Annotated in this window: 10 protein-coding genes, 1 tRNA gene and 1 pseudogene; 2 read left to right on the top strand and 10 right to left on the bottom strand. The window is 66.7% G+C overall.

The window, feature by feature from the left end; translation table 11 throughout:
- Positions 1-87: 87 nt before the first annotated feature.
- From ACLQ3J_RS20875 to ACLQ3J_RS20865, 3 genes are all read right to left on the bottom strand, one after another.
- Complete coding sequence (locus ACLQ3J_RS20875; protein ID WP_425904291.1) at positions 88-285, bottom strand: hypothetical protein; 198 nt, start codon at positions 283-285, stop codon at positions 88-90.
- 243 nt (positions 286-528) lie between these two features.
- A tRNA-Thr gene (locus ACLQ3J_RS20870) sits at positions 529-604 on the bottom strand.
- A gap of 62 nt (positions 605-666) precedes the next feature.
- A complete protein-coding gene (locus tag ACLQ3J_RS20865) occupies positions 667-1,854 on the bottom strand; it encodes a DNA polymerase III subunit delta' (RefSeq protein ID WP_425904290.1) in 1,188 nt (395 codons plus the stop codon).
- A gap of 92 nt (positions 1,855-1,946) precedes the next feature.
- Between ACLQ3J_RS20865 and ACLQ3J_RS20860 the strand changes: the two genes are divergently transcribed.
- Entirely contained in the window at positions 1,947-2,336 is a 390-nt protein-coding gene (locus ACLQ3J_RS20860) for a VOC family protein (RefSeq protein WP_425904289.1), read from the top strand.
- On the opposite strand, the gene ACLQ3J_RS20855 is transcribed toward ACLQ3J_RS20860, so the two are convergent.
- The 4 genes and pseudogenes from ACLQ3J_RS20855 to ACLQ3J_RS20840 form a co-directional block, all read right to left on the bottom strand.
- On the bottom strand, positions 2,337-3,029 hold the full coding sequence (locus tag ACLQ3J_RS20855; RefSeq protein ID WP_425904288.1) for a helix-turn-helix domain-containing protein: 693 nt from the start codon (positions 3,027-3,029) through the stop codon (positions 2,337-2,339). It abuts the gene before it with no gap.
- 28 nt (positions 3,030-3,057) lie between these two features.
- The gene (gene topA, locus ACLQ3J_RS20850; protein ID WP_425904287.1) at positions 3,058-5,997 is read right to left on the bottom strand and encodes a type I DNA topoisomerase; all 2,940 of its coding nucleotides are present in this window, start codon (positions 5,995-5,997) and stop codon (positions 3,058-3,060) included.
- A 116-nt stretch (positions 5,998-6,113) separates the two neighbouring features.
- Positions 6,114-6,712: pseudogene (locus tag ACLQ3J_RS20845) on the bottom strand (hypothetical protein).
- A 116-nt stretch (positions 6,713-6,828) separates the two neighbouring features.
- Complete coding sequence (locus ACLQ3J_RS20840; RefSeq protein ID WP_054720028.1) at positions 6,829-7,032, bottom strand: cold-shock protein; 204 nt, start codon at positions 7,030-7,032, stop codon at positions 6,829-6,831.
- Between the two features lie 353 nt (positions 7,033-7,385).
- Between ACLQ3J_RS20840 and ACLQ3J_RS20835 the strand changes: the two genes are divergently transcribed.
- Positions 7,386-9,740 carry a DEAD/DEAH box helicase gene (locus tag ACLQ3J_RS20835; protein ID WP_425904286.1) on the top strand — a complete coding sequence of 785 codons (2,355 nt, stop codon included), beginning with the start codon at positions 7,386-7,388 and terminating at the stop codon, positions 9,738-9,740.
- A 16-nt stretch (positions 9,741-9,756) separates the two neighbouring features.
- On the opposite strand, the gene ACLQ3J_RS20830 is transcribed toward ACLQ3J_RS20835, so the two are convergent.
- The 3 genes from ACLQ3J_RS20830 to ACLQ3J_RS20820 all read right to left on the bottom strand — a co-directional run bounded on the left by ACLQ3J_RS20830 (position 9,757) and on the right by ACLQ3J_RS20820 (position 13,343).
- Positions 9,757-11,469, bottom strand: a complete 1,713-nt coding sequence (locus ACLQ3J_RS20830; protein ID WP_422423149.1) for an ABC transporter ATP-binding protein — start codon at positions 11,467-11,469, stop codon at positions 9,757-9,759.
- Between the two features lie 4 nt (positions 11,470-11,473).
- Positions 11,474-12,349, bottom strand: a complete 876-nt coding sequence (locus ACLQ3J_RS20825) for an ABC transporter permease (protein ID WP_169653049.1) — start codon at positions 12,347-12,349, stop codon at positions 11,474-11,476.
- Positions 12,350-12,419: 70 nt separating this feature from the next.
- Complete coding sequence (locus ACLQ3J_RS20820; RefSeq protein ID WP_169653034.1) at positions 12,420-13,343, bottom strand: ABC transporter permease subunit; 924 nt, start codon at positions 13,341-13,343, stop codon at positions 12,420-12,422.
- Positions 13,344-13,367: the final 24 nt, after the last annotated feature.

The raw sequence follows: 13,367 nt of genomic DNA, 5'->3' as shown, positions 1-13,367 counted from the left end.
GTGTCCGTGTCGCTCTGACCTGGATTAAGTTACGCGAGCACCCCCACAAACACCAAATCGCCAGGTCAACGCCGATTCCGGCCGCGGTCAGGGCACCCAGTACTTCGCAGCAAGGCTCTGGACGACCTCGTCGTCCTCGCCGGCCTGAGAGAGCAACGCGAGATCGCCGTCGATATCCGTCAGGCGGGGGTCGTCGGACTCCGCGGCGTCGATCGGCCGGCCCCCGTCCTCCGCACGCTGACGCATGATCTTGTCGCGGACCCGGTCCCTCAGAGAGTCACCCATATACCGAGCATGAGTGCGCCGGTTGCGGTTGTCGAGCGCCGCGGAGGGCGTGTCACCGGTCGTCGCGATCCCGGAACACGCGGATCGCCATGGGGATCACCACGACGAGCGCACCGATGATCAGGATCAGGGAGAAGATTTCCATCAACATGACTCCATGGTCCATGTCCGCGCGACATCGCGCGAGGACGACCGAGCCCTGGAACCAGAAGAGCCCCTCACCGGTGGGTGAGGGGCTCTTCGTGGAGCTGCCTGTCGGAATCGAACCGACGACCTTTTCATTACGAGTGAAATGCTCTACCGACTGAGCTAAGGCAGCATGCCGTTCGGCGTCCGAAGTCTAGCGGACTACCCCCACCGGGATGCAAACCGGCACTTCAGTCACCGGAATGCGGCGCTCAAGCGCGCCGCCATGGCTGCCAGCGCGAACTTGGGCTTGACGTTCTGCGCGAGAGCCTCGCGGCACTCGAGGATCGCTTCGATGCAGTCGAGCAGGGCCTCCGGCCTGGTACGGGAGGCGAGATCGGCTGCACGTTCGGTCATGTCCGGATGGTTGGGCGTCGCGGTGGAACCGAACGCGTGGGCAAGGGCATCCCGGTACAACCCCGCGAGGTCGATGAGTGCGCGGTCCATGATGTCGCGCTCGGTCCGGGTCTTGCGAGACTTCTGCGTGCGCTCGAGTTCCTTCAGTACGCCGGCCGAACCGCGCAGCGCGCCCGCGGCTCCCTTACCCGTACCGCCGGCGCCGAGCGCCGTCCTCAGCTCTTCTGTCTCACGTTCGTCGCGTTCGACACTGATCTCCTTGGCTTCCACCTCGGCGCGGCGTCCGAGTTCCTCGGCTGCGGAGTACGTCGTCGCAGGCCGGAGCACGGCTCCGGCAAGCTCGAGGGCGCGGTTGCGGTTTTCCCGGGCGATCGTGTCGGTGGCCAGACGGCGGGCCCTGCCGACGTGGCCCGCACTCACCGACGCGGCCCACCGCGCAGTCTTCTCGTCGATGCCGTCGCTGAGCTGCAGGACCTCCGCGATCGACGCGGCGCTGGGCGTGACGAGACCGACGTGCCGGCAGCGGGACCGAAGCGTCACCGAGATGTCCTCGGGATCGGTCGACGGGGCACACAGCAGGAACACGGTGCGTTGCGGCGGTTCTTCCACCACCTTCAGCAGCGCGTTGGCCGCGCCCTCGGTGAGACGGTCTGCATCCTCGATCACCACGACCTGCCACCGGCCGGTGCTGGGCCGGCGCGACGCGACCTGCACGATCGCGCGCATCGCCTTGACGCTGATGGTCAGGCCCTCGGGGATCACCCGCCGCACGTCGCCGTGGGTACCGGCCATCGTGGTGGTGCATGCGTGGCAGTACCCACATCCGGGGGTCTGTTCGGCGGTGCACTGCAGCGCGGCCGCGAAGCACAACGCTGCGATGGACCTGCCCGATCCGGGAGGACCGGTGAACAGCCACGAATGCGTCATCGCCGAGCCGGTATCGCCGTTGCGCGCAGCGACTGCAGCCGCGACGAGATCGGTCTCGACATCGTGCTGGCCGACGAGACGATCGAAGACACCGGACATGCCGACCAGCGTAACCACCGGCACCGACCTGTTCCGTCCGGCTGTCCGAAACGTTCAAGACCTACTTGCCCCGCCCGCTCTACCGTCGGGTCATGACCATTCGATTCTCTGCCATCGGCCTCGTTGTCGAGGACTTCGGGCGCTCCTTCGCGTGTTACCGCACACTCGGCCTCGACCTGCCCACCGAAGCGCCCGCCGGCCCGCACTTCGAGGTGACGGCGGCCGAGGGTGTCCGTCTGATGTGGGACACGATCGACTCCGTGAAGTCGTTCGATCCCGGTTTCGAACCGGGGACGGGCGGGCCGAGCCTCGCATTCGAGTGCGGTTCACCGGGCGAGGTCGACGAGATGTACGCGGCACTGGTTGTCGCCGGATGCACTTCGGCGATGAAGCCCTGGGATGCGGCGTGGGGGCAGCGTTACGCGAGCCTGCTCGATCCGGACGGCCACGGCATCGACCTGTTCGCTGCCCTTTCCGAATAGTTACGGCCCGGCGGGCGGACGGACGAGGTCACCGAGCGTCGATCCCGACAGGGCGCGCACCTCACGCGCGAGGTGCGACTGGTCGCTGTAACCGCACTCGACCGCAACCCTGGCCAGGTCTTCGCCCGCACGAGCGCGTTCCACCGCCCGCCGGAATCGCAGGACGCGGACCAGCGTCTTCGGCCCGTATCCGAACGCCTCGTGCGCGCGACGGCGGAGGGTTCGTTCACTCCAGCCGACCGCGGTCGCGGCATCGGCGACCGTCATACCGGATGCGAATGCATGCGCGAGCCCCGACAGAGGACTTCGAGGTGCCTCGTCCAGATCGCGGCGAGCGGCATGGACGAGCCCGGACACCGGGTCGTCTTCGACGGCCTCCACGATGTCGCGGACCCGACGCGGCGCCCAGATCTGGTCCAGGGAGACGCGCCGGTCGCGCAATTCGGAGGCGTCGACACCCAGGAACGCGGGCCCGAGGCCCGGTGCGAACCGCACCGCCACCAGTTTTCGCCGCGCCGCGAGGTCCGAGAACTGTGCTCGCGTGTCGGGACCCGCAACGAGAAGACCGTCTTCGTGCCAGATCAGATCCATGCATCCGTCGGGCAGAACGGTGTTTCCTGCCGATCCGGCGGGATCGGGCGTCGACGCCCAAGCGATGACCCCGGGTATCCCGGACGCCCATTCGCGGTACACACCGCAAGGGTAGGCGTCCGGGCCGGGATCAGTCTGCTGTCTTTTTCGCCGCGGCTTTCTTGGCCGGAGCCTTCTTCGCTGCGGTCTTCTTCGCTGCCTTCTTGGCGGGCGACTTCTTCGCCGCGGCCTTCTTGGTGGCCTTCTTCACCGGGCCGCGCGCACGCCGGTCGGCGAGCAACTCGGAAGCCCGCTCGTCGGTGATCGTCGGGACCTCGTCGCCCTTGCGCAGGCTCGCGTTGGTCTCGCCGTCGGTGACGTACGGACCGAACCGCCCGTCCTTGATCACCATGGGCTTTTCGCTCACCGGGTCCACTCCGAGTTCACGGAGAGGCGGAGTGGCCGCCGCCTGCCGGCCACGGCGCTTCGGCTCGGCGTAGATCTTCAGCGCCTCGTCGAGCGTGACGGTGAACATCTGCTCTTCGTCCGCCAGGGACCGCGAGTCGGTGCCCTTCTTCAGGTACGGACCGTAACGGCCGTTCTGCGCCGTGATCTCTTCACCCGACTCGGGATCGACACCCACGACGCGCGGGAGAGACAGCAGCCGGAGCGCGTCCTCCAACGTGACCGTCGAGAGATCCATCGTCTTGAGCAGCGACGCGGTGCGCGGCTTCGGACCGGTGGCCTTCTTGGCCGCCTTCTTCGCGGGTGCCTTCTTCGCCGCCTTCTTGGCGACAGCCTTCTTCGTCGCGGTCTTCGTGCCACCGCCGGCGGCCTCGACCTCCTCGACGGGGATCGGTGTCACGTCCGGTTCGGGTTCCGGCTCCGGGGTGGGCTCGGGCAGCAACTCGGTGACGTACGGACCGAAGCGGCCCTCCCGCGCGACGACCTCGTGACCGGTTGCGGGATCGACACCGAGCACGCGCCCCTCCTGGGGCGTGGAGAACAACTTCTCCGCGTACTCGAGCGTCAGCTCGTCCGGCGGCAGGTCGTCGGGGAGATTCGCGCGCTGGGAGATCGGGTCGCCGTCCGGGTCGTCCGGGTTGACCACCATCCGCTCGAGATACGGGCCGAACCGCCCGACCCGAACATGGACCTCGCGGCCCTCCGCGTCGTCGAACAGGCGGATCGAGTTGATCTCGCGGGCGTCGATGTCCTCGAGGTTCTCGCTGACGAGCTTCTTCAGGCCGCCCTGTCGTGCGACCGACTGCTCGCCGCCGTGCTCGCCGCCGAAGTAGAACCTCGTCAGCCAGTCGGTCCGGTGTTCGTGACCGGAGGCGATCTCGTCGAGGTCGTCTTCCATACCCGCGGTGAAGTCGTAGTTCACGAGCTGCGAGAAGTGGGATTCGAGCAGGCCGATCACGGCGAACGCCACCCAGGACGGGACGAGCGCACTGCCTCGCTTGTAGACGTATCCGCGATCGAGGATCGTCTTGATGATCGAGGCGTACGTCGAGGGCCGGCCGATGCCGAGTTCTTCGAGCGTCTTGATGAGGCTCGCCTCGGTGTACCGCGCCGGCGGGTTCGTGGAGTGGCCGTCGGGATCGAGCTTCGTCGCGGTGACCGCGGAGCCTTCGCTGAGGTTGGGCAGGCGCGACTCGGCGTCGTCGGACTGGCCGCCTGCCTCTTCGTCGACGCTCTCGACGTAGGCCTTGAGGAAGCCTGCGAACGTGATGGTGCGGCCCGACGACGAGAACGTGCACTCCTCCCCCGTGCCGGCGGTGCCGGTGATCCGGAGGGTGAGGGTGGTGCCGCGGACATCAGCCATCTGCGACGCGACGGTGCGCTGCCAGATCAGCTCGTAGAGGCGGAACTCGTCGCCGTCGAGACGCGCATGCAACTCACCCGGGGTGGCGAACACGTCGCCGGCGGGGCGGATCGCCTCGTGCGCTTCCTGCGCGTTCTTGACCTTACGGGTGTACTGGCGCGGCGTCGGGTGCACGAATTCGGCGCCGTACAGCTGGGTGGCCTGGGCGCGCGCTGCGCTGATCGCCGACTCGGACAGCGTCGTGGAGTCCGTACGCATGTACGTGATGTAGCCGTTCTCGTACAGCCGCTGCGCGATGCGCATGGTGCGTTCCGACGAGAACCTGAGCTTGCGCCCGGCTTCCTGCTGCAACGTCGAGGTCATGAACGGCGCATACGGCTTACGGGTGTACGGCTTGCTCTCGGCCGACGACACCGTCAGCGCGGTTCCGGCGAGCGCCTCGGCCAGACGACGCGCGTAGGTCTCGTCGAGAACCACGACGCCGGTGGACTTCAGCTTGCCGTCGGCACCGAAGTCACGGCCGGAAGCGACGCGGGAGCCGTCCACTCCGACCAGACGCGCACCGAACGAGCGGGGGCTCGCGGTTTCGCCCGCGTCCATGGTCGCCGCGATGTCCCAGTACTCGGCAGACCTGAATGCCATCCGCTCGCGTTCGCGCTGCACGATGATGCGGGTCGCGACGGACTGCACGCGCCCGGCCGACAAGCGCGGCATGACTTTCTTCCACAACACCGGGCTGACTTCGTAGCCGTACAGCCGGTCGAGGATGCGCCGGGTTTCCTGCGCGTCGACAAGGTCGGTGTCGAGTTCGCGGGTGTTCTCCGCGGCCGCCCGAATGGCGGATTCGGTGATCTCGTGGAACACCATGCGCCGGACCGGAACCTTGGGCTTGAGGGTCTCGAGCAGATGCCAGGCGATCGCCTCGCCCTCACGGTCGGGGTCGGTGGCGAGATAGAGCTCGTCGGCGTCCTTGAGGAGACTCTTCAGTTCGGAGACCTTGGACTTCTTCTCCGGGCTGACGACGTAGAGCGGCTCGAAATCGTGATCGACGTCGACACCGAGGCGGGCCCACGACTCACCCTTGAATTTGGCAGGGACATCCGCGGCGCCGCGCGGCAGATCCCTGATATGACCGACCGACGCCTCGACGACGTAATCGCGCCCCAGGTAGGGGGCGATTTTTTTCGCCTTGGTCGGGGATTCGACGATGACCAGCCGACGTGTACCCGAGGACCCGTCCGAAGTGCTCTTGTCTGCTGCCACCGTGCCGCCTGTGCCTTCCCTCTACCGACATGTCGCGCTTCTCGAAGACATGTATACCGACCACGTCCCCCCGACGTAGCCACACACAGGGTCGCACATCCTGGGCGGACGCCTCATCACGTGTGGTGGTCCCACGGCGCGGCACGAGGCCAGACCTCCCACGCCCCGGGGTCGTCGGGCGGTGCCCCGATGTTCTCGACGAGCCTGGTCAGGCGCTTGCGGCCGGACACTCGCAGGCCCGGCGACGACCCGCGTGTGCCGATGAGAGTGGGTGCGATACCGGCCCGCAGGAACGCCTCGGCGAGGGGCGCATGGGTGTCTGTGGATCGAGGCCGAGGACGTATCGCTCTCCGTCCACTTCTTTCGTACCCGCGGCAAGAAACCATGCGCGCTGAGCACGCGAACTCGGCACCCACTCGAACGGCACCGTCTTCACCGTGCCGCGCATCCACAGCAAAGCCAATGGCACCGTCTCTGCGGCGAACGCCGTGCACACTGTCGTGCGGCCGTCGTCGGTGGTGCCGATCTCCGGTTCCAGCCCCGCCTCGGACATCAGGTGTGCGATCCCGGTAGCGCGCCAGGGGACATCGACAACGGCGGAGATCCGGGCCCGGTCTCCGCGAATCGCGACCCGGCCCTGGGCTGCCAGCACCCCGCTCAGGTCTGCGACCGAAGGTGGCCCGAGCTCGGCGCCGAAGAACGACAGCTGGCTCACGATCCTCCTTCCGGTCGATCGATACCCGAAAATGCATCGTCCCCCATCACCGGAGGTGACGGGGGACGATTCAGATGAGGAGTCGAGCCTCACCTTGCGCTCATGGGAGCAATCTCTCAGACAGCGCGCACGCCGGTGGCCTGCGGGCCCTTGGTGCCCTGACCGACCTCGAACTCCACGCGCTGGTTCTCCTCGAGGGTCCGGAAACCGGCGCCCTGGATCTCGGAGTAGTGAACGAACACGTCTGCAGAACCGTCCTCGGGAGCGATGAAGCCGAAGCCCTTCTCCGCGTTGAACCACTTCACAGTGCCCTGTGCCATGCTTTTCCTTCTCTTTCTTACCACCGGATTCGACAGACCACCGGAAACGCGGCCCGCCCGGCCCCGGTTCCGACCGCTGTACTTCCGAACCCCCGTGGGAAGAGCAAAGCACCGCGCCCGCAACCATCGATCCTGCGAGCGTTCACTCTCTCAAGTCCACGAACACAGAAGCTGCGACCGCGTGCCAGTCAACCATGCCCGGAGCGGTCGCGACAGTAGTAATGGGCACAAACGTCCCAGAAAAATCGAAGGTCCCCGACCGTCGGTACGATTACCGATCGGTAGTGGTTTCCGCCCGCCGCAGACGGCAGAACCGCCGCCCCCGTTCGACCCCGCAACCCCCGGAGCGCTCCGTGCCCAGCTCACCCCCGTTCGATCCGGGTAACGGCACGGCTGCGACCTACGGACGTGAACTCCTCGACCGCCTCCTGGCCGGAACACCCGCCGGCGAGTCCCCGCTCACCCACGTCGCCGCGCTGCCCACCCGGCCGGCGCAGCACACCGATTGGCCTCGCTGGGCAGCCGAGCCGGTGGTCCGGGCGCTGCGCGAGCACGGGGTACCGCAGCTGTGGAGCCATCAGGCCGCCGCCGCCGATCTCGCCGCCGCCGGGGAGAACGTGGTCGTCGCCACCGGAACCGCGTCCGGCAAGTCGGTGGCGTATCAACTTCCCGTGCTCACTGCCCTGGCAGCCGACCCGCAGGCCACCGCGCTGTATCTCTCCCCCACCAAGGCACTGGGGGCCGATCAGCTTCGCGCCGTCACCGAACTGACCATGATGGAGCCCGAACTGTCGACGGTGGCGGCGTGCGCGTACGACGGCGACACCAGCACGGAGATGCGGCAGTGGGCGCGCCGGCACTCACGGTGGATTTTCACCAATCCCGACATGTTGCACGTGTCGCTACTGCCCGGGCACGCACGGTGGGCGCGGATGCTGCGTCGGCTGAAATACGTGGTGATCGACGAATGCCACTCGTACCGAGGAGTTTTCGGGTCGCACGTCGCACTGATCCTGCGCCGACTCCGGCGGCTGGCCCGACACTACGGCGCCGATCCCGTGTTCATCCTGGCCTCCGCGACCACCGGCGAACCGGCCGACGCGGCGTCCAGGCTCATCGGTGCACCGTGCCGTGCGGTGACCGAGGACGGGTCGCCACACGGACCCAGGACCGTCGCGATGTGGGAACCTCCGTTGCTGCGGGAGGTCACCGGAGAACACGGGGCTCCCGTGCGACGCGCGGCCGGAACCGAAGCGGCCCGGCTGCTCGCCGACCTCGTCGTCGAAGGTGCACGAACGCTGACGTTCGTGCGATCCCGGCACGGTGCGGAACTCACGGCCATGGGCGCGCGACGGTTGCTCGCCGCGGCAGCGCCCGACCTCGTCGATCGCGTTGCCGCCTACCGCGCCGGTTACCTCGCGGAAGATCGCCGCGACCTCGAGGCGGCGATCTCGGACGGACGTCTGCTCGGGGTGGCGAGTACGAACGCACTCGAACTCGGAGTCGACATCGCCGGGCTCGACGCGGTGGTCGTCGCGGGATTCCCCGGCACCGTGGCCTCGTTCTGGCAGCAGGGCGGCCGCGCCGGGCGGCGCGGGCAGGGATCGCTGGTGGTGCTGGTCGCCCGCGACGACCCCCTCGACACGTATCTCGTGCACCATCCTCAGGCGTTGCTGGGCAGGCCGGTCGAGTCGACCGTGACCGACCCGGCGAACCCGTACGTCCTGGGGCCGCAGTTGCTCTGCGCGGCGTCGGAAAAGCCGCTGAGCGACGACGAAGTCGAGGAATACGACGCGTGGGAAGTCCTCGCTCGCCTCGCGGAGGACGGCCTCGTCCGCAGACGTCCCCACGGCTGGTTCGTCACTCCCGGTACGCATCCGCACGCGGAGATCGACATCCGCGGCGGCATCGGCGGGCAGGTCGCGATCGTGGAAGCGGAGACCGGGCGGATGCTCGGCACCGTCGAAGGCAGTCGCGCGCCCGCGACGATGCATCCGGGTGCCGTACACCTGCATCGGGGGGAATCCTTCGTTGTCGACGAACTGCACCTTGACGACGGAATCGCACTCGTCCACGCCGAGGACCCCGAATGGTCCACCAGCGCACGGGAAGTCACGGAGATCTGCTGCACGTCGATCGACGAGCATCGGGACCACGGCCCCGTCACCGTCGCGGCGGTAGGTGTCGAGGTGACGCATCAGGTGGTCGGATATCTCCGGCGTCTGCCCTCCGGCGAGATCCTCGATCAGATCCCGCTGGAGATGCCCGAGCAGACCCTTGCGACCCGCGCTGTGATGTACACCGTCGATCCCGGACTGCTCTCGCAGATCGGCCTCACGGCCGAGCGGATCCCGGGTTCGCTCCACGCCGCCGAACACGCGGCGATCGGTTTGCTCCCCCTCGTCGCCACGTGCGATCGAGGGGATATCGGCGGCGTCTCCACCGACCTGCACCCGGACACCGGTCTTCCCACGGTCTTCGTCTACGACGGGCAGCCCGGCGGAGCCGGATTCGCCGAGCGCGGCTACCGCCGGATCTCGCAATGGCTCGAGGCAACCCGAGACGCCGTCGCAGCGTGCGAGTGCGTCTCGGGTTGCCCGTCCTGCGTGTATTCACCCAAGTGCGGCAACGGCAACGATCCGCTCGACAAGTCGGGCGCCGTGCTCGTCCTGACCGCCGTGCTCGACGCGATCGGCAGCCAGGACTGACACCGCATTACAACCGTCAGACCGCCGGCCTGTGCTCGTCCTCGGCACGTTCGGCGGCCAGCAGTGCCGCACGCTCTTTCCGCCGGAGCGCCTGCTGGGCCGGGTCCGGAACCGGGACAGCCGCCAGCAACCGCTTGGTGTACGGATCGGACGGCGACCGCAGAATACGATCGGTCCGGTCGAACTCCACGAGCTTGCCGGCCCGCATCACCGCGATACGACGTGCAAGCACCTCCACGACGGCAAGGTCGTGGCTGATGAACAGGCATGCGAAGCCGTATTCGCGCTGCAATTCCTGGAACAGCTCGAGCACCTTGGCCTGCACCGAGACGTCGAGCGCCGACGTCGGTTCGTCCGCCACCAGCAGTGTCGGTTCGAGAGCCAGCGCCCGGGCGATACCCACGCGCTGACGCTGACCACCGGAAAGCTGATGCGGGTAGCGGTTGCGCATGTCTCGCGGCAACTGAACCTGATCGAGCAGTTCCTCGACCTTCTTGTCGCGCTGGGTGCGGTCCATTTCGGTGTGCAGCAGCATCGGCTCGCCGATGGACTGTCCGATGGGCCAGCGCGGGTTCAGCGACGAACCCGGGTCCTGGAACACGATGCCGACCTTGCGGCGGACCGGGCGCAGATCGCGTGTCGACATCTTCGTGATGTCGGTGCCCGCAACGGACAGTGAGCCGGAGTGCAACTTGAGCAATCCCACTACGGCCTTGCCGATCGTCGACTTGCCCGAGCCGGACTCTCCGACGAGTCCCACGACCTCACCGGGCTCGATGTTGAGGCTCACGCCGTCGACCGCGCGGAAGCCGCTGTTGCGACGCGCCCCGGGGTACTCGATCACGCCGTCGACGATTTCGAGTGCGTACCGCACGTCCGGAGTGTCGTCGGTTCCGGCCTCGCCGACTCGCGAGCCGAGGTGGGGCACCGACGCCAGCAGTTCACGGGTGTAGGCATGCTCCGGCTTGTTGAAGACCTTGTCCGACGTCCCCTGCTCGACGATGGCACCGTTGCGCATGACGAGGATGCGGTCGGCCATGTCGGCGACGACACCCATGTCGTGCGTGATGAGCACGATCGCCGCGTCCACGCGTTCGCGCAGATCCCGCATCAGCTGCAGGATCTCGGCCTGCACCGTGACGTCGAGCGCTGTGGTGGGCTCGTCGGCGATGAGCACCGACGGTTCGGAGGCCAGCGCCTGGGCGATCATCGCTCGCTGGCGCTGCCCGCCGGAAAGCTGGTGCGGGTAGTACTTGACCCGCTTCTCCGGTTCGGGCATATCCACGAGACGGAGCAGCTCGATCACACGCTCCTTGGCCTGCGCTTTGGTCATGTCCGAGTGCGAGCGAATGGCCTCGGTGATCTGCCACCCGATCGTGTAGACGGGGTTCAGGGCAGTCATGGGCTCCTGGAAGATCACGGCAATGTCTTTGCCGCGCACCGAGTTCAGTTCACGTTCCGACAGACCGACGAGTTCACGACCGTCGAGAGTGATGCTGCCGCGGACACGGCTGTTGTCGGCGAGCAGACCCGGTACGGCCATGGCCGTCGTCGATTTACCCGATCCGGATTCGCCGACGATCGCCAGGATTTCGCCCCGCGCCACCTCGAACGAGACGTCACGTACGGCTGCTCTCCAGGTCTTGTCCACCTCGAAATCGATGGTCAGACCGGAGACTCCGAGGATTGCGCGGTCGGTCGTGGTCTCGTCGATCGTGTCGACACTCATTGCGTCAGCTCCGTTTCGGGTCGAGCGCATCTCGCAGCGCATCACCCATGAGAATGAAGGCCAGCACGGTCACCGACAGGAACGCGGCCGGGAACAGCACCAGGTGCGGCGACGTCGAGATGTAGTTCTGGCCCAGGTTGATCTGCAGGCCCCATGACATGGCGGGCATTTGCAGCCCGATACCGAGGTACGACAGTGCTGATTCCGCGGCAATGAACGTACCGACGGCGATGGTGGCGTAGACCAGAACAGGGGTCAGCGCGTTCGGCAGAATGTGCCGGACCAGGATGCGGAAGGTCGAGGCTCCCAGCACCTGGGCGGCCTGAACGTACTCGCTCTCCTTGATGGCGATGACCGACGAACGCACCAGGCGCATTGCTGTCATCCAGCCGAAAGTGATCAGTGCCAGCGACACGGTCCAGATGGTCCGCTCGGACGTCACCGTCAGCAGCACCAGCGCGCCGAGCAAGAGCGGGATGCCGAAGAAGATGTCTGTGAAACGGGCGAGCACGCTGTCGAGGGCGCCACCGAAATAGCCGGCGAGCGCACCGATCAGCACACCGATGATCAGGACACCGATGACTGCGAGGAGGCCGATGCTCAGGGAGACGCGGGCACCGTAGATCACGTTGGCGTAGTAGTCGCAGCCCTGCAGATCCGTTCCGAACCAGTGCTGTGCACTCGGTGGCCGGCGGCTGTCGGACAGGTTGCACGCCCGAGGGTCGATGCCGCGGGCGAACAGCTGCGGCATCAGCGCCATCATCACCAGGACGATGGTGATAATCCCGCCGAACCAGAAGAACACGCTGCGGCGCAACTTCTTCCACGCGTTGCCCCACAAGCTCGCCTGGCCCACCAGTTGGACGGCTTCGCCCGTCATGACATTGCCCGGCTCGCCCTCCTCCACGGCATGTGTACGGGCGGCCTCGGCATTTTTGGAATCCATACCACTACTCGTATCTGATCCGGGGGTCGAGGAATGCGTACAGCACGTCCACGACGAGGTTGAAGAAGATGTAGAAGAAGACCATCAGCGTGACGATGCCGACGACCACCGCACCTTCCTGGTTCTGTACAGCGTCGAAGATTGCGCGGCCCAGTCCGGGAATGTTGAACACCGATTCGGTGATGATCGCGCCGCCCAGCAGTGCGCCGATATCGGCGCCGATGAAGGTCACCACGGGTATCAAGCTGTTACGCAGCGCATGCCGGACCACGATGCGTCGATACCCGACGCCCTTGGCCCGCGCGGTGCGAATGTAATCGGCGGCCATCGACTCCGACACCGCGGTGCGAGTCAGCCGGGCAACGTATGCCATCGACAGCGACGCGAGCACCAGGCCCGGGAGCAGGAAGCTGTACCAGCCGTTGTTGATACCGGCGATCGGGAACAGTCCCAGCTTGTATCCGAGGACGTACTGCGAGACGAAGCCGAGGACGAACACCGGCACCGACACCAGCAGTGTCGACGAGACGAGCACCAGGTTGTCGAAGAACGAGTTGCGACGCAGGGCTGCGAGCACGCCGGCAGTGATACCGATGACGACCTCGAAGGCGACGGCTACCGCCGTCAACTGCATGGTGACCGGCATCCGTTGCGCGATGGTGTCCAGCACCGGCCTTCCGGAGAAGTCGGAACCGAAGTCGCCCTGCAGAAGTCCGCCGACGTACTTGATGTACTGGACGAAGAACGGATCGTCCAGGTTGTACTGGGCGCGAAGCTGCGCGATGACCGCGGGCGCGAGCGGACGATCACCCGCGAGGGCACGAATGGGGTCGCCCGGGAGGGCGTAGACCATCGCAAAGATCAGAAAAGAGGCGCCGATCAGGACCGGAATGGTCAGCAGCAATCGGCGCGTGATGAAGCGACCCACTGGGTTCTCCTATACGGAACAGAA

This window comes from Rhodococcus sp. DT1 (assembly GCF_049844875.1).
Classification (GTDB): Bacteria; Actinomycetota; Actinomycetes; order Mycobacteriales; family Mycobacteriaceae; genus Rhodococcus.
The sequence above is the reverse complement of the archived record's forward strand: the minus strand, read 5'-3'. Positions and strand labels throughout refer to the sequence as shown.

What these genes read in the sequence shown, in the direction of transcription:
- ACLQ3J_RS20875 (WP_425904291.1), bottom strand. Translation starts at nt 285, where the DNA reads ATGGGTGACTCTCTGAGGGACCGGGTCCGCGACAAGATCATGCGTCAG.
- ACLQ3J_RS20865 (WP_425904290.1), bottom strand. Translation starts at nt 1,854, where the DNA reads ATGTCCGGTGTCTTCGATCGTCTCGTCGGCCAGCACGATGTCGAGACC.
- ACLQ3J_RS20860 (WP_425904289.1), top strand. Translation starts at nt 1,947, where the DNA reads ATGACCATTCGATTCTCTGCCATCGGCCTCGTTGTCGAGGACTTCGGG.
- ACLQ3J_RS20840 (WP_054720028.1), bottom strand. Translation starts at nt 7,032, where the DNA reads ATGGCACAGGGCACTGTGAAGTGGTTCAACGCGGAGAAGGGCTTCGGC.
- ACLQ3J_RS20830 (WP_422423149.1), bottom strand. Translation starts at nt 11,469, where the DNA reads ATGAGTGTCGACACGATCGACGAGACCACGACCGACCGCGCAATCCTC.
- ACLQ3J_RS20825 (WP_169653049.1), bottom strand. Translation starts at nt 12,349, where the DNA reads ATGACGGGCGAAGCCGTCCAACTGGTGGGCCAGGCGAGCTTGTGGGGC.